Origin of the sequence: Chryseobacterium suipulveris, from assembly GCF_022811685.1 — a bacterium.
GTDB classification, from domain to species: domain Bacteria; phylum Bacteroidota; class Bacteroidia; order Flavobacteriales; family Weeksellaceae; genus Kaistella; species Kaistella suipulveris.
In genome coordinates, this window is record NZ_CP094532.1 from 2,292,740 (window position 1) to 2,314,654 (window position 21,915).

At 42.1% G+C, this 21,915-nt stretch carries 19 protein-coding genes and 1 pseudogene; 6 read left to right on the top strand and 14 right to left on the bottom strand.

All coding sequences use genetic code 11. The features are described from left to right. Positions 1-178: 178 nt before the first annotated feature. A complete protein-coding gene (locus tag MTP09_RS10750; protein ID WP_243548406.1) occupies positions 179-1,834 on the bottom strand; it encodes a ribonucleoside-diphosphate reductase subunit alpha in 1,656 nt (551 codons plus the stop codon). A gap of 475 nt (positions 1,835-2,309) precedes the next feature. Continuing rightward, a complete protein-coding gene (locus tag MTP09_RS10755; protein ID WP_243548407.1) occupies positions 2,310-3,284 on the bottom strand; it encodes a ribonucleotide-diphosphate reductase subunit beta in 975 nt (324 codons plus the stop codon). 422 nt (positions 3,285-3,706) lie between these two features. On the opposite strand from MTP09_RS10755, the gene MTP09_RS10760 reads away from it, so the two are divergent. The 4 genes from MTP09_RS10760 (at position 3,707) to MTP09_RS10775 (ending at position 8,703) form a co-directional block, all read left to right on the top strand. After that, positions 3,707-4,399, top strand: coding sequence for an ABC transporter ATP-binding protein (locus tag MTP09_RS10760; RefSeq protein WP_243548408.1), 693 nt, complete (start codon positions 3,707-3,709; stop codon positions 4,397-4,399). A 164-nt stretch (positions 4,400-4,563) separates the two neighbouring features. Continuing rightward, on the top strand, positions 4,564-5,793 hold the full coding sequence (locus MTP09_RS10765; RefSeq protein WP_243548409.1) for an ABC transporter permease: 1,230 nt from the start codon (positions 4,564-4,566) through the stop codon (positions 5,791-5,793). Positions 5,794-6,115: 322 nt separating this feature from the next. Further along, positions 6,116-7,387 (top strand): ABC transporter permease, encoded by a 1,272-nt coding sequence (locus tag MTP09_RS10770; RefSeq protein WP_243548410.1) that lies wholly within the window; start codon positions 6,116-6,118, stop codon positions 7,385-7,387. Positions 7,388-7,506: 119 nt separating this feature from the next. Continuing rightward, positions 7,507-8,703: an efflux RND transporter periplasmic adaptor subunit gene (locus tag MTP09_RS10775; RefSeq protein ID WP_243548411.1), complete on the top strand. Its 1,197-nt coding sequence runs from the start codon at positions 7,507-7,509 to the stop codon at positions 8,701-8,703. Positions 8,704-8,719: 16 nt separating this feature from the next. On the opposite strand, the gene MTP09_RS10780 is transcribed toward MTP09_RS10775, so the two are convergent. The 5 genes and pseudogenes from MTP09_RS10780 to lptB form a co-directional block, all read right to left on the bottom strand. Next, on the bottom strand, positions 8,720-9,331 hold the full coding sequence (locus MTP09_RS10780; RefSeq protein WP_243548412.1) for a hypothetical protein: 612 nt from the start codon (positions 9,329-9,331) through the stop codon (positions 8,720-8,722). Positions 9,332-9,510: 179 nt separating this feature from the next. Further along, a complete protein-coding gene (locus tag MTP09_RS10785) occupies positions 9,511-10,155 on the bottom strand; it encodes an HD domain-containing protein (protein WP_243548413.1) in 645 nt (214 codons plus the stop codon). 70 nt (positions 10,156-10,225) lie between these two features. Next, the gene (locus tag MTP09_RS10790) at positions 10,226-10,801 is read right to left on the bottom strand and encodes a hypothetical protein (protein WP_243548414.1); all 576 of its coding nucleotides are present in this window, start codon (positions 10,799-10,801) and stop codon (positions 10,226-10,228) included. 100 nt (positions 10,802-10,901) lie between these two features. Further along, positions 10,902-12,629 (bottom strand): ABC transporter ATP-binding protein, encoded by a 1,728-nt coding sequence (locus tag MTP09_RS10795; RefSeq protein ID WP_243551648.1) that lies wholly within the window; start codon positions 12,627-12,629, stop codon positions 10,902-10,904. Positions 12,630-13,293: 664 nt separating this feature from the next. Further along, a pseudogene (lptB, locus tag MTP09_RS10800) lies at positions 13,294-14,019 on the bottom strand (LPS export ABC transporter ATP-binding protein); the annotation flags it as partial. 127 nt (positions 14,020-14,146) lie between these two features. Here lptB and MTP09_RS10805 point away from each other — a divergent pair. Then, the gene (locus MTP09_RS10805) at positions 14,147-14,641 is read left to right on the top strand and encodes an RNA polymerase sigma factor (protein ID WP_243551650.1); all 495 of its coding nucleotides are present in this window, start codon (positions 14,147-14,149) and stop codon (positions 14,639-14,641) included. Then, positions 14,634-15,305, top strand: coding sequence for a beta-carotene 15,15'-monooxygenase (locus MTP09_RS10810; protein WP_243548416.1), 672 nt, complete (start codon positions 14,634-14,636; stop codon positions 15,303-15,305). Before MTP09_RS10805 ends, MTP09_RS10810 begins: the two co-directional genes overlap by 8 nt. Positions 15,306-15,520: 215 nt before the next feature. On the opposite strand, the gene MTP09_RS10815 is transcribed toward MTP09_RS10810, so the two are convergent. The 7 genes from MTP09_RS10815 to MTP09_RS10845 form a co-directional block, all read right to left on the bottom strand. Next, positions 15,521-15,952, bottom strand: coding sequence for a CBS domain-containing protein (locus MTP09_RS10815; RefSeq protein WP_243548417.1), 432 nt, complete (start codon positions 15,950-15,952; stop codon positions 15,521-15,523). Positions 15,953-16,023: 71 nt separating this feature from the next. Further along, positions 16,024-17,133 (bottom strand): 5-(carboxyamino)imidazole ribonucleotide synthase, encoded by a 1,110-nt coding sequence (locus MTP09_RS10820; RefSeq protein ID WP_243548418.1) that lies wholly within the window; start codon positions 17,131-17,133, stop codon positions 16,024-16,026. Between the two features lie 86 nt (positions 17,134-17,219). Next, a complete protein-coding gene (gloA2, locus tag MTP09_RS10825) occupies positions 17,220-17,597 on the bottom strand; it encodes an SMU1112c/YaeR family gloxylase I-like metalloprotein (protein WP_243548419.1) in 378 nt (125 codons plus the stop codon). 14 nt (positions 17,598-17,611) lie between these two features. Then, a complete protein-coding gene (locus MTP09_RS10830) occupies positions 17,612-18,592 on the bottom strand; it encodes a chorismate-binding protein (protein WP_243548421.1) in 981 nt (326 codons plus the stop codon). Between the two features lie 140 nt (positions 18,593-18,732). Next, positions 18,733-19,164 carry a PaaI family thioesterase gene (locus MTP09_RS10835; protein ID WP_243548422.1) on the bottom strand — a complete coding sequence of 144 codons (432 nt, stop codon included), beginning with the start codon at positions 19,162-19,164 and terminating at the stop codon, positions 18,733-18,735. Between the two features lie 167 nt (positions 19,165-19,331). Further along, a complete protein-coding gene (locus tag MTP09_RS10840; protein WP_243548423.1) occupies positions 19,332-19,904 on the bottom strand; it encodes a 1-acyl-sn-glycerol-3-phosphate acyltransferase in 573 nt (190 codons plus the stop codon). A 334-nt stretch (positions 19,905-20,238) separates the two neighbouring features. After that, positions 20,239-21,912, bottom strand: coding sequence for a PspC domain-containing protein (locus MTP09_RS10845; RefSeq protein ID WP_243548424.1), 1,674 nt, complete (start codon positions 21,910-21,912; stop codon positions 20,239-20,241). Between the last annotated feature and the right edge of the window lie 3 nt (positions 21,913-21,915).

The window sequence follows — 21,915 nt, forward strand, 5'->3', positions numbered from 1 at the left end:
AATCACCTGATATACCGTAAAGATGTTTAACATTAAATTAATATTGTTAAAGTATATCAAAAAAAAAAAAAAAAAACCGTTTTACCAATAGTAAAACGGTCATATGAATTTTTCTCGTTCCTAAACTAATAAGTTATCAACTTCTCCCGTTATTACAACAACTTATTTCTGTAAAGCATTACGCCTCACAACTCGAGCACGTCACAAAGTTCACCATCATTTCTTTGGAAACCGACGAACTTCTTTGGTAATACAGCGTTTTCACTCCCTTCTTCCAAGCTTCGATATAGAGGTAGTTCACATCTTTCACAGGCATTGTCGATGGGATCTGCAGGTTCAGCGACTGCGCCTGATCGATGTATTGTTGTCTTTGTGCTGCCTGAGAAATAATCTCCATCGGCGAAATTTCTTTGAAGGTCTTAAACACCGCTTTTTCTTCATCGGTCAGTTCAGTCAAATGCTGTACAGAACCGTGGTTGAGCATAATAGCTCTCCAGGTTTCCTCGTTGTCGAGTCCCTTTTCTTCTAAAAGCTTTGCGAGGTACTTGTTCTTTCTCATAAAGTTTCCTTTCGCCAAACCTGCTTTGTAATAGTTGGAAGCGAACGGCTCAATTCCTGGCGAAGTCTGCCCCAGAATTGCAGACGATGAAGTAGTCGGCGCGATCGCCATCACCGTCGTGTTGCGCATTCCGTAACCTTTCATCAGTTCGGGTTCGCCATAAATATTGGCCAATTCCTGCGATGCCTGAATCGATTGTTCCTTGATCTGTCTGAAAGCACGCGCATTGAACTGCGTCGCTTCAAAACTTTCAAAAGAAATCATATTTTTCTGAAGGTAAGAATGGTAACCTAAAACTCCCAAACCAAGCGCTCTGTGACGGATCGCGAAGTTTCTCGCCCCTTGAAGATAATAATTCCCCTCCGTTTTCTCGATGAATTCAGATAGAACAGCGTCCAAGAAATAAATGGCAAGCTTCACCGCGTTCGTATCTTTCCACTCGTCATAAAGTTCAAGGTTCATCGAAGAAAGGCAGCAGATAAAACTCTCATCTTTCGACGAAGGCAGCATAATTTCTGAGCACAGATTGCTCGCGTTCACCATCATCGCGTTGTCTTTGTAAACTTGCGGCTTGTTTCGGTTCACGTTGTCGGTGAAGAAGATATACGGCAAACCTTTCTGCTGTCGGCTTTCCAAAACTCGCGCCCAGATTTTCCGCTTGTCGATATCGCCGTCGATCATATCCTGCATCCAGTAATCAGGAACGCAGACTCCCGTAAACAGGTTCTGGATCGGACTCCCAATATCTTTAATCGAAAGAAATTCCTCAATATCTCCGTGATCAATATCCAGATAAGCCGCAAAAGCACCTCGGCGAACACCTCCCTGCGAAACCACGTCCATCGCGGTGTCGTAGAGTTTCATAAAGGAAACTGCACCCGAAGATTTCCCGTTGTCGGTCACCGCGGTTCCACGGTTTCTAAGCTCGCCGAAATACCCCGACGTTCCACCCCCGATTTTCGTCTGCATGATCACTTCGCCCAATTTGTGGGTAATCCCCTCAATATTGTCGGGAATATGCACGTTGAAGCACGAAATCGGCAAACCGCGCTGCGTTCCCATATTTGCCCAAACCGGCGACGAAAAAGAAATCCATCCTTTCGTAATCATCTCCTCGAAAGCGGGTTGCAGCTCGGGTTTGTACAGCCGTTTCGCGGCGGCGGTTGTAATTCTTTCAATAGCGCCTTTCACGGTTTCCCCTTTCAGCAGGTAGCCGCGGTTCAGCATTTGCTCGGACTCCTCGTTGAGCCACCAAATATCGTTGTGTTCTTCCATAACTGTATTTTTGTCATTGCGAGCAAAGTGAAGCAGTCTCACAATTAATAAACTTATTTTCTTAGATCCCAAATCCTGTTCCCCGGTCTGAAATCTGACATCTGAAATCTGACATCTGAAATATATCTTTGGAGCAAGAAGGTTGTCGCTTCTTTGCAAATCCAGTCCCGCTTTCCGTTGCAATTCCTCGCTCCTCCTTCGTCGTCGCTGCGGGATTTTCACTGCAATCGGGGCTATTTTTGGAGGTGCGGTACTTCCTCCGACTTTTTTAAAGACCTAACAGGTTTTGAAAACCTGTTAGGTCTTTTCGGTGCGTTCCAGCGTGCTATTGCTGTCGCGCTTTCAGCGCTCCGCAATTAATATCGATTTTATATCGCTTCTGCGAAGCGATGGACAAATCACGATTTGTCCCTACAGAACTTGGTTCTTTTGCCTTGTTTCTTGTTTCTTTTTCCTTGGCTCTTTTACCTAGCTCTTAAAACAAATCATTCTCCGTAATACTCTTATCGTGTTTCGTGTAATCTACAGGTCTTTTCGCAAAGAAATCGTCGAGCGAATTGGCGAAAACCTCCTCCTCGAACCACATCATCGGTCGGTATTGTTCAGGAGTTACGTTGTAGCGCGTTTTCATACCGATTTTCTTCAGTGAGTCATCGACACGGTATTTCATAAAGTTCAGCAAATCTTCCTTGGTGAAATTGTCGATTTCGCCAAGTTCGAAAATCCAGTCGAGGATTTCTTCTTCCACCGTAATCGAGTGGTCAACCAAAGTGTAGATATCTTCAATGTCGGAATCGGTCAGCAATTCTGGCTGCTCTTCACGGATTTTGTTGATCAGATAAATCCCTGCATTGGCGTGGATCTGCTCATCAACAGAAGTCCACGCGATAATGTTGGATACGTTTTTCATATACCCTTTAAACCTCGTAAAAGAAAGGATGATCGCAAACTGCGAAAACAGGGAAACGTTTTCAATGAGGATCGAGAACAGCAATAGTGCGGAAACATATTCTTTCGGTGTGGTAGAATTGGCGTGTTTCAGCACATTCGACAAGAAGTCGATTCTTTTCTTGATGGCGGGAATCTCGATTACATTCAGGAACTCGTCGTTGTAACCGAGAACTTCCAGCAAACGCGAGTACGCTTCAGAATGACGGAACTCACACTCCGCGAAAGTTGCTCCCAAACCGTTCAGTTCCGGTTTCGGCATGTGGTTGTAGAGGTTCCCCCAGAAAGTCTTTACAGAAACTTCGATTTGGGCGATTGCCAAAAGAGCGTGTTTCACCGCGATCTGCTCGTGCGGCTCCATCTGCGATTTAAAATCCTGAACATCCGCAGTGAAATCAATTTCAGAATGCACCCAGAATGACTTGTTGATCGCGTCCACAAACTGGAGCACCTCCGGATATTCGAATGGTTTATAACTTACCCTTTTGTCAAAAATTCCCATACTAAGAAGTTTACAATGTTAATGATTAATGATGGTGTGGATAAAATGCTGCGGATATATATTTTACTGATAATCAAATCTTTAAAATAAATCCTTATCCACATTTTTCCGAACCGTAATCCGGAAGTGTGAACCACAAAAATAGAAAATGAAACCTCATAAAGAAAGCCGCAAATATTAAATCTCTGACTTTGAACACCAAAAGTTTTCCACAGTCACACAGAAGATGCATCACTATTAAGTTTGCCGAAATTCGGAAGCAAATAACGCCATATCATCGCAAAAACCATTAAACGATATTTGTAAAATACCGTATTAATAGTAATTATCAATTAAACGAATCATTTAATTAAAACAAAATTTGATTAACTGTAACAATCAAATATTTTCAAATACTAATTTTTATAAACAGCAATCACTTAATGTTAGTAATTAAGGACCTCCACAAATCCTACGACACGGGAAAAAGTAAACTTCATGTTTTGAAGGGCATCAACCTTGAAATTGGTGAAGGCGAATTTGTCTCGATCATGGGAAGCTCCGGTTCAGGAAAATCAACCTTGCTCAATATCATCGGGATTTTAGACGAGAAAGACTCGGGAACTTATGAACTCGACGGAATCCCAATCGAACACCTCTCCGAAGTTAAAGCCGCGGAATACCGAAGCAGATTTCTGGGTTTCATCTTCCAGTCGTTTAATTTGATCGGCTACAAAACCGCGCTGGAAAACGTGGCGCTCCCACTCTACTATCAGAATGTTTCCCGAAGAGAACGCAACGAGAAAGCGCTGGAATACCTCGAAAAAGTAGGGCTGAAAGATTGGGCGAATCATTTGCCAAACGAACTTTCCGGTGGACAAAAACAGAGAGTCGCGATCGCAAGAGCTTTGGTAACCAACCCGAAAATTATTCTTGCCGACGAACCGACAGGAGCTTTGGATTCCAAAACCACTTACGACATTATGAAAATCCTACAGGAAATCAACCGTGAAGGCAAAACGATCATCGTCGTCACCCACGAACCGGATGTCGCCGCAGAAACCAAAAGAAATGTGGTCCTGAAAGACGGAATCATCGAAAGCGACCAGGTAATTGAACAAAGAGTATTGGCGTGAAAAAGAGCCAAGGGAAAAGGGAAAAGAGCCAAGAACCAAGAACCAGGAGCCAATATCAAAATACAAGCAAATAGTAAAATATCAAAATAAATCCGAGTCAATTTCAGCAGTATTAATCCATTAAACATGGCTCTTTTTACTTGTTTCTTGACTCTTTCTAAGTTATGTTTGATCTCGACCGATGGCAGGAAATTTTCAGTTCGATCCGGAGTAATATTCTTCGGACGGTGCTCTCTGGTTTTACCGTAGCGCTCGGTCTCTATATTTTCATCGTACTTTTCGGAATTGGTAAAGGTTTGCAGAATGCTTTCTCCGAAGGATTTACAAGGGATGCACAAAACCTCATCACCATTTCCACAGGTAAAACGACGATTGCGTACAACGGATTGCAGTCGGATCGAGAAGTTACCCTCAACAACAAGGATTACGACGCCATCATCAACTCCGATACGGAAAAGGTGCAGTATTCCACTCCGAGATTATCTACCAGCTTAATGGTAAAATACGGCAAGGAAAGCGGAAATTATCAAATCAGCGGCGCAAACCAGGACGAGGTAAAAATCGAAAACCGCAAACTCCTGAACGGAAGATTTATATCACCCGGCGATCTCGACCGAAGAGCAAATGTAGCCGTAATCGGAAGAATGGTTCAGCGCGACCTCATCAAAAACGGCGATCCTGTCGGAAAAGATGTTGAAATCAACGGCAGTATTTTTAAAGTAATCGGTGTTTTTTCCGACGACGGCGGAGATTGGGATGAAAGAATGATCAGCATTCCCATCACAACCTTACAGCAAATGAAGAAAAGTTCGGACACTGTAAGCACCGTTTTCATCGCCTACAACGAGAATCTGAAACCCGAAGACGCGATCAAATACAGCGACCGACTGAAAAAAGAAATCAAGACCAGAAAAAGCGTTTCTCCCGACGATGAAAATGCAGTTTATGTAAACAACCGTGCTGAAGGATTGAAAGATTCCTTCCTGTTCCTTTTCGTCATCACGCTGATCGTGGGCTTTATCGGGATGGGAACTTTATTGGCAGGAATCATCGGGATCAGCAACATCATGGTATATATCGTGAAGGAAAGAACCCAGGAAATCGGCGTCCGTAAAGCTATCGGCGCAAAACCGAAAAGCATCGTCGCGCTGATTATGCAGGAAAGTATAGTCATCACCGTAATCTCAGGATTGATCGGTGTTGCATTGGGAGTTTTGACTTTAAATTTAATTGGAGAAAGTTTAGAAAAATATTTCATCAAGGAGCCGAGTGTCGGTTGGGGATTAATCATCGCCGCATTCTTCAGCTTGGTAATTTCGGGGCTCATCGCAGGATTTGTTCCCGCCTACAAAGCCAGCAAAATTAAGCCGATCGAGGCGTTGAGAGCGGAATGATGAGCGGGTGAGTCGGAGAGTTGGAGTGTTGGTGAGTATAAGTGTGAGTGAGTCAAACTTTATCCAATAACAAATAATTGCAGAAATTCCGATTGTGAAACATTAAAAAAGAAAAGAAGAACAAAAAATAGAAAGCATATCAACTCGAAACCTGAAACCTGAAATGCGAAGCATTCACGAACTCAAAAAAAAATAAAAAAATTGTGAGTAAACCTGAAACCTGAAACTCGAAACTCGAAACTCGAAACTCGTATCTCGTATCTCGTATCTCGTATCTCTTAACCCGAAACTTCAAACCTCAAACCTCAAACCCCAAATCTCTATGAACATCATCTTCAAACTCGACACGTGGCAGGAGATTTACCATTCTTTAAAGAATAACAAGCTCCGCACCTTCCTCACCATGATTGGGGTTGGTTGGGGAATGTTCCTCTTTGTGAGTTTGCTCGGTGCGGCAAAGGGAATGGAAAACGGCTTCAACAAACTGTTTTCGGGATTCGCTACGAACTCTATTTTTATGTGGGCACAGAATACCACGATTCCTTATGACGGTTTTCCGAAGGGAAGAAAAACAGAAATCCGGCTTTCCGACATTGATTTATTGGAAAAGAAAATTCCGCAAATCGACTATATCTCGCCACAAAATTCAAGGGGAAATTTCGGCAGTCCACCAGAACAAATGTCGCGAAACGGAAAAACCGCATCATATACTTTGACTGGTGATTACCCGATTGGCAACAAGATTTCGGAGAAGAAACTGATCTACGGAAGATACATTAATGACGCCGATGTTTCGGGAAATAAAAACGTTGCGGTGATTGGCGAGGAGATTTACAAGAACTTTTTCGACGCCAAAAAAAATGAAGACCCGATCGGGAAATCCTTTAACATCAAAGGAATATTCTTTAACGTCATCGGTGTCTTTAAAGTAAAACAGGGAGGAGGCGGAATGAATAATGACAAAACCGTATTCATCCCACTTTCGACCTACACGAAAATGTACAATGACGGCGACAAAGTCGGATTTTTCGCCATCGTGAGTAAACCCGATGCAGACTTAAATGTGGTGGAAGAAAACGCCAAATCCACCCTCAAAGAAAAGTATCGCATTTCACCTGAAGACACCAATGCTTTCGGAAGTTTCAACCTTGGCAGAGAATTCGGAAAACTCACGGGATTTTTGACGGGGATGCAGCTTTTAACCATCATCGTGGGAACACTGACCATTTTGGCGGGAGTGATTGCGATCTCGAACATCCTTTTAATTACCGTAAAAGAAAGAACCAAAGAAATCGGAATCCGACGTGCTTTAGGCGCAAAACCATCAGAAGTACGAAACCAGATTCTATTGGAAAGTGTGGTCATCACGCTCACTTCGGGACTGTTGGGATTTATGTTCGGAATTCTATTGTTAATGGTCATCAGCTTTTTTACCAAAGATCAGGACTCGTTTCCGTTTTACAATCCCACCGTAAACTACGGACAGGTTTTTGCGGCAATGGCGGTGATGGTCGTTCTGGGATTGATTATCGGAATGATTCCCGCGCAGCGAGCGGTGAAGATTCGGCCGATTGAAGCGTTGAGGAGCGAATGATAAAAGTGAATGGTGAATTTGACTTTGTCAGTGAATGGTGAATTATCTTGTGGCACCATCCGTTAAATAAAACACCAATTCAATAATAAATTGTAGAAAATATTAAAGAAATAAAATTTATGAAAAAGAAGTTTACCTGGAAAAAAGCGTTGTACATATTTCTGGGACTGATATTTGCGATTGCCCTGTTTTCCGGGATTGGATACCTGATTAAGTCCAACTCGAAGGAAAGCGAATCGTTTCTGACCAAAAAACCCGTCATCAGAACGATGGACGACAAAGTGATGGCGACCGGAAAAATCGTTCCGCGCGAAGAGATCGAAATCAAACCGAACATGTCGGGAATCATCGACAAGGTTCTGGTTACTGAAGGCGACAAAGTTACGGCTGGTCAACTGGTGGCGACTTTGCGCATCGTTCCAAACGTTCAGAACGTGAATGCCGCACAACAGGAAATCAATAATGCAAATGTGCAGATCGGCAATGCGAGAATCAATGTCGATACGCAGCAGAAACAGTTTGCGATGCAGCAGCGGCTTTATTCGCAGGGAGTGATTTCGAAACAGGAATATCTTTCGGCACAACAGCAACTTCAGAATACGCAGCAAATCCTCAGAAACGCCCAACAACAGCTACAAACAGCGCAGAAAAACCTGATGATCGCAAGAACCGGCGCAACTCCCGAGCTTGCTGGTTTGGCGACCACGCAAATCCGTTCCAAAGCCAACGGAACCGTGTTGGAAGTTCCCGTAAAAGTTGGAAGCCAGGTAATCGAAGCGAACTCCTTTAACGCAGGAACCACGATCTGCTCCATTGCCGATTTGAATTCACTGATTTTTCAGGGAACGATCGACGAAGCACAAGCTGGAAAACTGAAAGAAGGAATGGATATGAACGTGCTGATTGGCGCGCTCCAAAACAAATCTTTCCCGGGAAGAGTCACGATGATCGCACCAAAAGGGAAGGACGAAAACGGCACGATCAAATTCCCAATCGAGGGCGATGTCTTCAACAAAACCGACGAATACATCAGAGCAGGATTTTCTGCCAACGGCGAAATTATCCTGAGTTCGCAGAAAAACGCGATGCTTTTGGAGGAATCGCTCATTCAGTACGAAAAGGTCAACGGACAGGATTCGCCTTTCGTGGAAGTGAAGCAACCCGACGGAAAATTCAAGAAAGTAAAAGTAAAACTCGGCGCGAGCGACGGAATCAATGTTCAAATCCTTTCCGGCTTAACTAAAGACTCCGAAGTAAAAGTTTGGAATCCGAGCGACAAAGACAAGGAAGCGCTGAAAGAGAAGAAAAATAAATAAGTAGAAAATCCCAAAATCAGTTCGGGATTTTTGTTTTGCTTTTTCTAAAGAGTAACGCAAGATTGAGGAAAAGAAGCAAAAGATCCAGTGTAATCCAAACCGAAGCTTTCACGTTTTCGAGGTTGGAATCGGTGATGCGCTCCTTTGCAATTGCTGAAAGTTTGGCGCTTTGGTTAATGTAGTTTTTCACCTCGATAATCTGGTCGACATTTTTGTTGGGAACCGCGTGTTGCGAAAAATACACCTGGTTTTTCTTGCCCATAAATCCACTCAGCCAAAACTGGTCGGAAGCTTTCATATCGAGATACGCAATCCGGAAATAGTTGCTTCGGATTTTGCCCAAATGTTCGATCTGATACTGATTTTCCGATGGCAAGCTGTCATTAACCTTTATCAAATAAAAATCAAGCGGCATCGGCAACTGATTAATCACCTGCACCGTCAAAGAATCTGTTTTGAAGGAACTTAAACTTCTTTTCGTAAAAAGGTAGATAAAAACGGCAGAAGAAATAACCACCACTGCAATCCTGAATACTTTCGCAATCGTCCTGAAACTTCCCGTTCTAATCACCGAGAAGAACAGCGCAAGACAAAGCAGGATAAACAGCAGGAAAAAGAGGTAAAACATACGCAAATATAGAGAAAAAACTTCGCTCGAAAAGGTTAGAGATTCGGGTTTCGCGTTGGACAGACAAATTAAAAGCGAAGCTAATTCACTCGTCAGAAATTCACTCGAAGAAATTCACCAGAAAATTTTCTCCAACTCACCATCCCGATAGCTATCGGGACATCTACTCTCCCACACAATCACTCCACCCTCCATTCCCTATAAAACTCATCCAGGAACTTCAGCATAAAATCATGGCGTTCCTGCGCGAGTTCCTTCCCTTTCGCCGTATTCATCAAATCCTTTAGCAATAAGAGTTTTTCATAAAAATGATTGATGGTGGTCCCTTCATTTTTCTTGTATTCTTCCTTCGTCATATTCAGTTTCGGGGGAAGATTTGGGTCGTACATCAGATTATTTTTAAAGCCACCAAAATTGAAAGTCCGTGCAATTCCGATTGCTCCGATTGCGTCGATTCGGTCTGCATCCTGCACGATTTTTAGTTCGATGGGAATTTCTTCAGGAACTTCTCCCCTGTTTTTAAACGAGATATTTTTAATGATAAACAAAACCTGCTGAATAATATCCTCGGAAACATTTTGACTTTCCAGGAAATCGCGTGAAATTTTCAAGGCAAGATTTTCGTCACCATGATGGAATTTTGAATCTGCAATATCATGAAGCAAGGCAGAAAGTTCCACCACTTCCTGATTACAGTTTTCAGTTTCTGCAATCTTTCGTGAAAGTTTCCACACGCGTTCGATGTGAAACCAGTCGTGTCCCGCTTCCGCACCGTGCAGCTTTTCTTTGACGAAGGAAATTGTTTTTTCGATGAGCTGAGTCATAGTTTGGTTTTTGGGAACTTCAGGAAACCTCATAGGTTTTGAAAACCTATGAGGTTTAGCGTTTTGCAAATTATTTCTTGACTTCCACAAACTGGTAAACCATCCCATTTTTTGGATTAAAAATCACCGTACTCGAATTTGGGAAACGCTTGATTTTGTAGTATTCGATATTTTTATCGTTTTTAATGTCATCAAGAAAGCTTGTGTCGATCGTATTTGCGGGAAGAAATCTTTCAAAAAAAGTCAGCTTCTCCACAATCGTGGCACCGTCGATTTTTTCGAATTCCTTTTTAGATTGCGCTTCGTTGGTCGTCGGTTGTTCCACCAAAGTTTTCAAAAGCAAATCCTTGTCGGAAGTTTTGTACTTAAAGACATAGAAAGGCGTCCCGTTCGGAAAAGCTACTTTTCTGCCCGTTTCATTCTCAAGCAAAAGATTGCTGGAATTCGGGAATATGCTGTCAAACGCTATTGTTTCGGCATTGACAATTTTGTTCAGCTGTTCGTTCACCGTTTCCTTCACCATTTCGGTGGCTTTCTCCTGCGCCTTTTCCTTTGCGGTGGTTACGGTCTGGTTTACCGTTTCTTCAATCTTGTTGCAGGAAAACAATGCAGTGACCGCTATAATTCCTAAAAATATTTTTTTCATTAATAATCAGTTTTGATTAAGTTTTTCGATGCTAAAAAACAGTTTACGTTTGTTTGAAAAATTCCATCCAAAAATAAGACATTCGCACAATCGCGGCAATTTAATTTTCGCGATAAGAGCTCACCAGTTTGTCGAGATTCAGACTCCTTGCGGAAGCGTCGAAAATCTCTCGGTATGTTCCATTCAAACTGATCAGTTCGTCGTGGGTACCCTTTTCTACAACTTCGCCTTTCTTCATCACATAAATCGTGTCGGAATCGAGAATCTGGGAAAGCGAGTGAGAAATAATAATCACGGTTCTGCCTTCTTTGATTGCATCAAGCGAGTTCTTGATCTGTTCCGTTGCAATCGCATCTAGACTTGCAGTTGGTTCATCCAAGAAAATAATCGGTGGATCTTTCAGGAAAAGCCGCGCAATTGCAATCCGCTGCTGTTGACCGCCTGAAAGCTGTGTCGCGTCGTGTCTGTATTTTTCGGGGAGGTCGAGAATCTGGTCGTGAAGATAGGCCTTTTTCGCTGCAGCTTCGATCTCTTCGAAACTGGCATTCATATTTCCATAGCGGATATTGTCCTCAATACTTCCCTGAAAAATATGGTTTCTCTGCAAAACCAAACCAATATCGTCGCGAAGAAAAGTATTGTCGTAATCGTTAAGATTCACACCATCCAATAGGATTTCGCCAGAATCGGGCAGGTAAAATTTGCATAGAAGATTAATCACCGTCGATTTTCCTGCTCCGCTCAAACCAACGAGTGCCGTAGTTTTTCCGTTTTCAATGGTCATTGAAACATCGCGGAGTGCTTTTGTTCCGTTCGGATAAGTGAAATCCACATTTCTTAACTCAAATTTTCCCTGGATGTCTTTTTCAATGAAAGTTCCGTTCGGTTCGGTTTCTTCGTCGGCATTCAAAATATCGAAATATCCTTCCGCATAAATCATCGCATCGTTCATGTCGTCATAAATTCGGTGAAGTTGACGGATCGGCGCAGAAACATTGTTGAAAAGCAAAATATGGAGCATAATTGCACCAATCGTCATTTGCTGATCGAGAACCAGATATACGGTGAGCAAAATAATGAGCACCACGCCAAACTGTTCGATAAAGGTTTTCAGTCCGTCGTAAATAAAGTTGGTTCTTCTTGTAAACATCTGACTTTCCATCAGTTGCATTTGGAGATCGTATTGTTTTTTTCCTTCAAATTTCTCTCTGATAAAACTTTTAATTACCATGATGGAATTAATGAGATTCAGCAACCCCGACGTTTTCTGCTCTCGCTGATTTCTAAGTGTACGCCGAACTCCCGAAAGTTTTTTTGCCTGGAGCGAACTCACGTAAAAATAAATCGGCACCACAAAAGTGGAAACCAAACCCACATACACATTCTGCATATACATAATGACCAAAGCGATAATTGCATTGGAAAACAGCGGAAGAATATCGATAAAGAAATTCTGAACGAGACGGGTTAAACTTTCAATCCCTCTGTCAATACGGATTTGCAGCTTACCTGATTCGTGGTTCTCATCATTAAAGTAGGCGACTCTGTAAGTCAAAATCTTGTCGATCGCCGATTGTGCCAAAACGGAACTTACATTGATCCGTATTTTTTCACCGTAGAATTTCTGACCGAAGTTGATGAAGATATTCAACAGTTCTTTTCCCAATAAAATGGCAGAAATTACGATTAACACGTGGATTCCTTCCTGCATCGGATGCGGAAGTTTGGTGAGTTCCGTAACCTCATCTACCGTATATTTCAGCACGAGTGGATTAACCTGCGCCATTAACGCACCCAAAAAAGTGAGCGCCAAAGTTCCATAGATCATCAATCGGTAAGGTTTGATGAACGGAATCAGCTGCTGGTAAATGTGGTAAAGCGTAATGGTTCTGTTGAAAGGTTTCGCCATAGTTTTGGGAATTGAAAAAACTTTCAATTCTCTAATTTAGCAAAAATGTGACCATTGTTGAAGCTTTCGGCAATCGGCTTTCTGCTTTTTGCTTTTTGCTTTCTGCTTTCTGCAAACTGCTATAAAAGAAATCCCCAAAATTCAAGTATCTACTTGAATAAGATAAATTCAAAACTACCCCGTCTTCGCCGCAGGCAAATCCACCCCTTCAGAGAAGGGGAATTGATGGGGAATCGTTGGGAAGCTTTTAAGCATCAAAACGGTAACTGGTCAGAAAATGCAGTTCGGGTTTGCTTGCGACTTTCCCGTCCGATTCCGCCTGTTCGATGGAATAAGTGGAATTGATTTCCTTCTTTTGGAAAAGAAATGCATTGTTTGCATTCTTGTCAACAACATTGGCAAAGATATGCTCGATTTCAGAGTTGGAAAGCGAGGCGAAACTGATGTCCTCAAATCCGTAAAACAAACGGAGATTGTCTTCACCGGAAAATTTTTCATCCACAAAACTTTGAAACTGACTTTTGGAATCGAAATTTCCTGCCCAAATATTATAGACAAAAGATTTCTTTTTCGGCTTGTTAAGAATATCCTGGTACACGAAATTTTCGCCGAGATACGCTTCGCGAACCTGCGGATCTTTCGCCAAATCTGCAGGAAGTCCCTCTTTCAGGATTCTTCCCTCAAACATAATGTAGGTTTTATGCGTAATCGCCAAAGTTTGCTGCACATTGTGGTCGGTAATCAGGATGCCGATATTCTTATCGACCAAGCTTCGCACAATTTTCTGGATGTCTTCTACCGCAATCGGGTCAACTCCCGCAAAAGGTTCATCAAGCAAAATAAAGTTTGGACTTGTTGCAAGACAGCGCGCGATTTCCGTTCTTCTTCTTTCGCCACCGGAAAGAAGGTCGCCACGGTTTTTTCGAACATGCTGCAAAGAAAACTCCTCGATCAGTTCATCGCATTTCATCTGCTGTTCGCGCTTCGAAAGATTGGTGAGCTGCAACACCCCGAGAATATTATCTTCCACGGAAAGTTTTCGGAAAACGGAAGCTTCCTGCGCCAAATAACCGATTCCCTTCTGTGCACGGTGATACATCGCATCGGAAGTAATGTCTTTATTATCAAGAAAAATCTTCCCGGAAGTGGGCTTCACCAAACCTACAATCATGTAGAACGAGGTCGTTTTTCCCGCACCGTTCGGACCAAGAAGTCCGACAATCTCGCCCTGTGAAACCTCCACCGAAACACCTTTTACCACTTTCTTGGGGCCGTATTCCTTAATCAAATTTTCTCCGCGTAGAATCATGGGGCAAAGATAGGAAAAGTTTCAAGTTTCATGTTTCATGTTTCAAGATGTGCATTAAAACTTGGGACTTGAAAACCTGAAACTTGAAACAAAAATTCTTAAATTCGCTTCCGTAAAAATGAAAGTTTTGAACGCAAAAGAGAAAGAGTTTGCCCAATTGATCCGCGATAATCAAGGTTTGATTATCAAGGTTTCCCGGCTTTACACCAACTCCAGAGAAGACGAGGAAGATCTTTTCCAGGAGATTGTGTTACAGCTTTGGCGTTCCTACGACACATTTAAAGGACAGAGCAAGATTTCGACCTGGATGTACCGAGTTGCGCTGAATACCGCGATTACGCTGTTCCGAAAGAAAACAAAATCCCCACAAACAGACGAGTTACAGGATTTTCACTACAAAGATTTTTTGGAGGATGACGAAGAAAAACAGCAGCAAATCTCGACACTCTATAAAGTGATCAAAATGCTCCCAAATGTCGAAAGAGCTATTGTGACGATGTATCTTGACGATCTGCCGTACCGCGATATTGCGGAAAACCTCGGGATTACGGAAGTGAACGCCCGCGTGAAAATGAACCGACTGAAAAAAACCTTAAAAGAACTGATGGAAAAACATGCCTGAATTTGATTTAGATAATTTGAAGAAAACTTGGCAGGAACAGGAGGTTCAGCCAAAATATGACGGCGCACAAATTGAGCAGATGCTGAACAAATCGTCGCGGAATTACGTGAAATATATCCTGTGGATCAGCATTGCGGAGTTTCTGGTGATTCTGGCAATGAATTCCTACTATGTTTTCCTGGGTGATGATTCAGACAGTTTCATGAATATTCTAAGTAAACTCGGAGTACAAAACACCAACCAACTCGAAGCCGACTATGCCCATCTTTACTTTGTATTGAAAGTGATCAGCTTGCTTCTGACGGGCGTTTTCGTTGTTTTGTTTTGGCAAAACTACAAGAGAATCAATGTGGAATCAAACCTTAAAAAACTGATTCTGCAAATCATCAAATTCAAAAAAACAGTCAACCTGTTTATTTTTGCGAATATCTTTATGATCTTCCTGTTTATGGGAATTCTGACCTACTTTACGTTCTCGGTTTTATCGGACCAGAATATTCAGCTCACGAATCCGACCATGATTGGGTTTACAGTTGGGATTATTGTAACGATGGTTCTTTGCGTTGCATTAATCTGGATTTATTACCGAATCGCATACGGAATCATCCTCAAACGGCTCGGCAAGAATTTAGCTGAACTGAGGAAAATAGAGGAAAGCGAATAATGAAACCAGAATTTGCTTCGTGGTGAATTTTCGCAAGTGAATTTCTGCGAGTGAATTGGCTTCGCCGTGAATTTTTTCAAGTCAATTTGTTTCGCGGTGAATTATTTCATGTGAATTTTGATCAGAAAAAAATTTCAAATTATCGCCAATCACTCATACTCATTCTTCACTCACCCACTCTCCATCCCGATAGCTATCGGGACACCCACACAAAACTACCCGCTAATATAATTCTTCAGATACTTCACTAATTCCTTTTGCTGATGAACCTGTTCACGGATGAGGTCTTTGATGGAGATCACGCCGATCATTTCTGTTCCGTCGGTTACGGGGAGATATTGCACGTTGTAGTCCGACATCGTCTGCATGCAGTGATCAAGGGTGTCGAGCATTTTGAGTTGCGGTAAATCGATGGTCATCACGTCTTTTACTTTTGTGTCGTGCGAATGTCGGTCTTTGAGGATGACGTTTCGAGAGTAGTTTCTTTCGGTAAAAATACCGTGATATTTCTCGGAATCACGCACTACGACAGAACCCACGTTGTTGTCGGCCATTATCTTAAGTGCTTCTAAAACGGTTCCTTCGGGATCAATGGTGAGGTGATTGAAACCACCTTTTCTGGCGAAAATTGTAGCAACGTTACTCATGACAAAAAATTTAATGTACTAAAGTTAATACATTTTTTTATAATGAATGCCGATGAAAATTTAATGAGAAATTATTGCGAAACGACCTTAATCATTGACTTTATTTCGATCAGTTTTTCTAAGAGCTCCTCACGGGAATCTGCCAAAACATTGATGTGTCCCATCTTTCGCCCAGGTTTGGTTTCGGTTTTTCCGTAGAGATGGACGTAGGTTTTTGGCAATTTCAGTACTTCCTCTAAACCGTCGTACTTAGCTTTTCCGTGGTGATTTTCTTCACCGACGAGATTGAGCATTCCCGAAAATCCGAAGTTTTCAGTATCTCCAAGCGGAAGATTTTTTAGAACCCGGTACATTTGCTCAAACTGCGAGTTGGCGTTTCCTTCCTGTGTTTGATGTCCCGAATTGTGTAGTCGCGGCGCAGTTTCATTCAGCCAAACTTTCCCGTTTTTGTCGAGGAATAATTCGATGGCGAAAAGTCCGGCAGAAGCAGCCGCGTCGATGAACTGTTGAGAAATTTCTTCAATCTGTCGCTGAACGTCCTCTGAAATTTCTGCAGGACAGATATTGAAATCCAGTAAATTGAGTTTGGGATCGGCAACCATTTCCGTTACAGGAAAAGTTTTGGTTTCGCCATTTTCGTTTTTTGCCACAATTACCGAAAGTTCCTTGTCAATATCCACCAAATTTTCCAAAACGGAAGGTACATTCCAAAGTTTCTCCAGATCTTTTTCGTCGCGGATGACTTGAACTCCTTTCCCGTCGTAACCACCGGTATTCATTTTCTGGACAAAGGGAAGTGGAAAACTGACCTCGCTCTTATTCTCAATAATCTGAAACTCGGGACTTGGAATTCCGTGTTTTTTGTAAAATTCCTTTTGAAGGATTTTCTGTTGAATGGTTTTGATAATTTCGGGATTTGGGATGACCTTGATTCCACATTCCTGCAACTCGAAAAGCGCATCCACATTCACATGCTCGATTTCGATGGAGACCACGTCTTTTCCTTTCCCAAAATTGAAAACGGTTTCGTAATCATCAAAACTTCCATGGGTAAAATCTGAAATTTTTGAACACGGTGCATCTTCAGCTGGATCAAGGGTAAACCATTGGTCATCGTATTTCAGTCCATTCTGAATGAGCATTCTTCCGAGTTGTCCGCCGCCGAGAATTCCGATTTTCATAATTTTAGTTTGAGGTTGTTTGATGAAGGGGTTAGATTTGATATGGTTTGATAAAGTTTGAAAGGATTTGATATAGTTTGAAAAGGTTACTCTTCATAAAATTCTATTGGCAAATCGTCTGGATCCTGGGTAAAGAAAAACTTTTTATTGGTAAATTCATCGATTCGAATTTCTTCACAAGCCAACCCTTTTTCATTTAGTTCTTCTCTTTTATCTTCCACATTTCTTACCGAAAACGCCAAATGCCGTAAACCGCAGCTTTCAGGTCGTGATGGACGTTTTGGCGGATCTGGAAACGAAAACAGTTCGATTACATAATGATCGCCAATTGCCAAATCGAGTTTCCAGGAATCGCGCTCTTTTCTGTAAACTTCACGCAAGATATTTAGACCTAAAATTTCGGTGTAAAATCTTTTGGAAGTTTCGTAGTTGGAGCAGATAATGGCGATATGGTGGAGTTTCATTACTCGTTTGAAGTTTAAGGTTTGAAGTTTGAAGAGGTTTCAAAACTTAGGTTTTTCAGAATCGCTTCAGACTTCAGTTCGGTTTCGCGCCACTCTTTTTCGGGGGAACTTTCTGCCGTGATTCCGCCACCGACATAGATTAACGCCGCATTTCGGAAAATTTCCGCGCAACGCAAATTTACAAAATATTGAATGCTTTCGTCAGTCTCGACCTTAATGTAACCTGCGTAGAAATTTCTCGGGTGAAGTTCAAAATTCTTGATCGCATTTTTACAAAAATCTTTCGGAATCCCACAAACAGCAGGAGTTGGATGAAGTTCTGATATTAATTTTTCTAAATCTTTCGCATTAATTTTTGCCTTAAAATCATTTCTTAAGTGCTTGATGTTTCCCGAAATATGGTCGTAAGTTTCGGACTGTTCGACATCTTCGGAAAAATTCTTTAAAATATTTTTAATGAATTCGGTTACGGGTTTTTGTTCCTCGATTTCTTTGTCAGTCCAGGTTTCATTTACAGGAATTGTTCCCGCCAAACTCATGGTTTCAAATGCGGAGGTTTTCTTGTTGAATCTTCCTAAAAGCTCTGAAAAAGCTCCGATCCAGGATTTTCCGTCTTTAATGAAAAAGTAAACGAACGCATTCGGATAAGATTCACATAAATTCAAAAAGGATTGTGTGAAGTTGAGCTGTCCGTTTTCAAACTCAAGAGATTTCCTTCTCGAAATCACCAGTTTTGAAAGCTGGTTTTCTTTAATAAACTCAATAACCTTTTCCAGTTTGTGATGGTAATCTTCCTGATTTTCTGTTTTAAACTCGAGAAATTCGGTCGAAATCCAGCCGCTGAAAATATCTTGGTTGAAATTGGTTTTCTCAACTGTTCCCTTAAAACCGATAATTTCGCACTGATCAAACGATACAAACGAAACCGATTTCTGGTCTGAAATTTCATTCACCGTGAAAATGGACTCGGAAAAAGGTAATCGGAAGTAGAGCATTGTTGTAAATAAATAAACTTATAATTAAACCACCCCGTCTTCATCTCCGATGAAGACACCCCTCCAAAGGAGGGGAATTCTACCCCGGCTTCAACAAAGTTGAAGACACCCCTATATTGGAGTGGAATCGCTGCAACCATTTATTCTGGTCGCGGAATAATATTGTTGGTCATCGTAGTGTGGTTGATCAGGTGACCTTTCTCGTCGCGGATCTCGATTTCGGAAACGTGCATCGTGTTTCCTTTTCTAATGAATCGCGCAGTTCCAGTGACGATTCCCTCTTTTTTGCTTCGCAAATGGTTGGAGTTGATATTGGTTCCAACGGGTACCACTTTCTTGGTATCAATGTGGATCACGGAAAGACAGGAACCCAGCGTTTCTGCCAAAACGCAGCTCGCTCCACCGTGCAGAATTCCGTAGGGTTGGTGAACTTTCGGTGTTACAGGCATCGTCGCAGAAAGTGAATCTTCGGTCACTTCGGTGAAGACGATTCCCAAGGTTTTGCCAAGATTTTCGCCGCCCCAGTTGTTGAGTTGGTGTAGGATTTCTTCTTTGTTTTCTGATATGTTCATTTTTACTTATTAAGTTTCATAATATTAAACCACCCCCGTCTTCATCTTCGATGAAGCCACCCCTCCGAAGGAGGGGAATTCCACCCAGGCTTCATCTTCGATGAAGCCCCCCTCCATGGGAGAGGAATTGTGCCGCTCGAAGTCTTCCGACTTCCATCTTCCCACTCTCAATAAATCTGCGGGTTCCAGTTTTCGGGAACTTTCGGTACAATGTCGTTTTTTACGTAGTAATCCTGGATTTCCTGCATGATTTCTTCAAACGGGACCGACGCGATTTTTTCGTAGGGAATTTTGTAGCCGAGATAGATAATCTTTCTCTTGAAATCGCCTGCTGCAAGTACGATTGGAACTTTCGCGGCTAAAGCCATGTGGTAAAAACCTTTGCGCCACTTCGGCACCCAGCTTCTGGTTCCTTCTGGTGTGATGACCAAACTGAAATCTTCTTTCTCGAACTGTTTCGCAACGAAATTTACCAAATCGTTTTTCTGGGAACGGTCGATACCAATTCCGCCGAATCCCTTTACCAATCCGCCGTACCAAGCTTTTGTGTGGGCATCTTTGATAATGATTTTCAGAGGTTTTTCGAGCGCCCAGTAAGAGAAATTCCCGAGAAGGTATTCCATATTATGGGTATGTGGTGCTACGACGAGGATGCAGCGGTTCAGGTTGTTGGCATCGCCCTGTAAGACTATTTTCCAGCCGAGAAGTTTCAGGATGAGTTTTCCGAGGAGTTTCTTCATTGGGAAGTGAAAACTTTTGATGGTTTCTAACAAAAAAGTATAACCCAACTGAATCGGTTATACTTTACAAATATACTGAAATTAATATTCGGTCTAAAACAAACTGCTGATGAAATCCATAACCTTGATCACGATTTCGATAACAAACTGTACCATGATTAAATTTTTTGGGGTTAACTGCCTTTGTCGAAATTAACAGCACTAAGTTAAGCTATATTTTGATTACTGCGAAACTCTACAATGTTAATTTTAATTAAAATTTCCAAACGGTGAACAAGCGAAAAGCAGATTTTTCAGAAGATGTGAAGAGTCTGCTTTTGCTCATCCACTCTCATTATTTTGTTTTAATGATGATTTCTTTCTTGCCGTCTTTCACGGTGATGTCGATATCTTTCAGGTCTTTCTTGTCGATTTTTTTCATGATGATCTCGCCTTCTTCCTTGCTCACTTTTTTGCCATTAACGATGATGGAATCGTGGTCGTTAGAAGAAATCACCACCGAATTGCCTCCCGAAGTTGCCGTAACCGATGAATTGTTGGAGCTGTTGTCTTCTTCCGCATCGTCGTCATTTACCGAGAATCCTCTTTCGTCGTTCAAAGCGATCACCTTCATGTTTTTAGGAACCACCAACTGGTAATCTACACTGTAATCTCTGAATCGGTAATCGTAAGGATATGCAAAATAGTTGGGCAGCAGAATTTTGTTGTCGATGATTTCTACGGGAACCTGCATTTTCAAAGGAAGATTGTATCCTTCAGCATTTTTCTTGATTTCAAGATAAGGAGCTTTCACATCCATTCTTTTTACATCGAGGTCCGGGTAATCTGACTTATAGATCATTTTCTTGTCGGAATACACATTGTCCCAATACGCTTTGAAGTTGGCTGGAATGGTCACTTTTTTTACATCTACCAAAATGGAGTCGGAAGTGGTGTTAATGGCTACATTTTCGGTTTCATCATTGTTTCCGCTGTACTGAGATTTGAATTTGAGTGCATTGAAGCCAGTCGCTGCAACCAATCCGATCCAGAGCAAAACCAGTCCGCCGATCACGTAACCCGTATTGTTGAGCCGCGTTTTTGGTGAGAAGAGCTTCATCGCGAGGTAACAGAAAATCAACGCAGGGATGAAGAGTGTAAGGAATGACACCGCAATCGCCAGAAAACCAAGGTTATTATCCTGCAGATAGAATCCTAAATTATCGAAGAAGTTGATATTGCTTGTACCCGCAACTCCGAATATTGCAAACGAGCTGATCAGCAACGAAATCCCGATGATTGCGAAGATTGCGCCCAAAAAATACCGGATCACATTCCAAAGTCCGTTTCCTGCATTATTAATATAAGGTTTGTTGTTGTTATAGATTTCGCCCACTCTTTGTGTGGATTCGTTGGCAAACTGCACGATTTTGTTGGATTCTTCCTTAATGTTGTCGAAATTCATTGGCTTGCCTTTCATTTTAAGAAAGTCTGCTGCGCTTTCTGCTTTTGGCATTACCAACCAAAGGATGATGTAGAGAAAAACCAGAAGCATCGGTGAGCCGGGAAGCGGGAAGAGGATCAGGAAAATTCCCACCCAGATTGCGCGCATTGCAGCGATGTCCATTCCCACGTAGTGAGCGAGACCTGCACAAACTCCCGCAATTTTTTGTCTTTCAGGATCGCGGAACAGTTGCTTTTGTCCGGCGCTGGAATAGGTTTTCTGCTGTTTCTTTGAGGACGATGTTTTGTCAGAAAAATAAGCTTCTTCCTGTTCTTCGATGATTTCGGGTTTCCCGATTTGGGCGATTACTTTTTCAACATCGGTATCGTTGATCACTTCGCGTTTTCCGAGGGAATCCTTGAAGATTTCGACCATTCTGATTTCGATGTCGTGCATCACCTCGTCTGCTTCGTTCACGTCGAGCGAGCTTCTAAGTGCAGCAAGGTAGTCGCTGAGCTTGATATATGCGTGTTCCTCGATGGTGAAGGAGAAACCGGCTAATCCTATTGAGAGTGTCTTGTTCATTGT

Bases quoted from the DNA above. Each gene is read 5' to 3' on its own strand.
- MTP09_RS10750 (WP_243548406.1), bottom strand. From the start codon at position 1,834: ATGGAAGAACACAACGATATTTGGTGGCTCAACGAGGAGTCCGAGCAA.
- MTP09_RS10755 (WP_243548407.1), bottom strand. From the start codon at position 3,284: ATGGGAATTTTTGACAAAAGGGTAAGTTATAAACCATTCGAATATCCG.
- MTP09_RS10760 (WP_243548408.1), top strand. From the start codon at position 3,707: ATGTTAGTAATTAAGGACCTCCACAAATCCTACGACACGGGAAAAAGT.
- MTP09_RS10765 (WP_243548409.1), top strand. From the start codon at position 4,564: ATGTTTGATCTCGACCGATGGCAGGAAATTTTCAGTTCGATCCGGAGT.
- MTP09_RS10770 (WP_243548410.1), top strand. From the start codon at position 6,116: ATGAACATCATCTTCAAACTCGACACGTGGCAGGAGATTTACCATTCT.
- MTP09_RS10775 (WP_243548411.1), top strand. From the start codon at position 7,507: ATGAAAAAGAAGTTTACCTGGAAAAAAGCGTTGTACATATTTCTGGGA.
- MTP09_RS10780 (WP_243548412.1), bottom strand. From the start codon at position 9,331: ATGTTTTACCTCTTTTTCCTGCTGTTTATCCTGCTTTGTCTTGCGCTG.
- MTP09_RS10785 (WP_243548413.1), bottom strand. From the start codon at position 10,155: ATGACTCAGCTCATCGAAAAAACAATTTCCTTCGTCAAAGAAAAGCTG.
- MTP09_RS10790 (WP_243548414.1), bottom strand. From the start codon at position 10,801: ATGAAAAAAATATTTTTAGGAATTATAGCGGTCACTGCATTGTTTTCC.
- MTP09_RS10795 (WP_243551648.1), bottom strand. From the start codon at position 12,629: ATGATCTATGGAACTTTGGCGCTCACTTTTTTGGGTGCGTTAATGGCG.
- MTP09_RS10810 (WP_243548416.1), top strand. From the start codon at position 14,634: ATGCCTGAATTTGATTTAGATAATTTGAAGAAAACTTGGCAGGAACAG.
- MTP09_RS10815 (WP_243548417.1), bottom strand. From the start codon at position 15,952: ATGAGTAACGTTGCTACAATTTTCGCCAGAAAAGGTGGTTTCAATCAC.
- MTP09_RS10820 (WP_243548418.1), bottom strand. From the start codon at position 17,133: ATGAAAATCGGAATTCTCGGCGGCGGACAACTCGGAAGAATGCTCATT.
- gloA2 (WP_243548419.1), bottom strand. From the start codon at position 17,597: ATGAAACTCCACCATATCGCCATTATCTGCTCCAACTACGAAACTTCC.
- MTP09_RS10830 (WP_243548421.1), bottom strand. From the start codon at position 18,592: ATGCTCTACTTCCGATTACCTTTTTCCGAGTCCATTTTCACGGTGAAT.
- MTP09_RS10835 (WP_243548422.1), bottom strand. From the start codon at position 19,164: ATGAACATATCAGAAAACAAAGAAGAAATCCTACACCAACTCAACAAC.
- MTP09_RS10840 (WP_243548423.1), bottom strand. From the start codon at position 19,904: ATGAAGAAACTCCTCGGAAAACTCATCCTGAAACTTCTCGGCTGGAAA.
- MTP09_RS10845 (WP_243548424.1), bottom strand. From the start codon at position 21,912: ATGAACAAGACACTCTCAATAGGATTAGCCGGTTTCTCCTTCACCATC.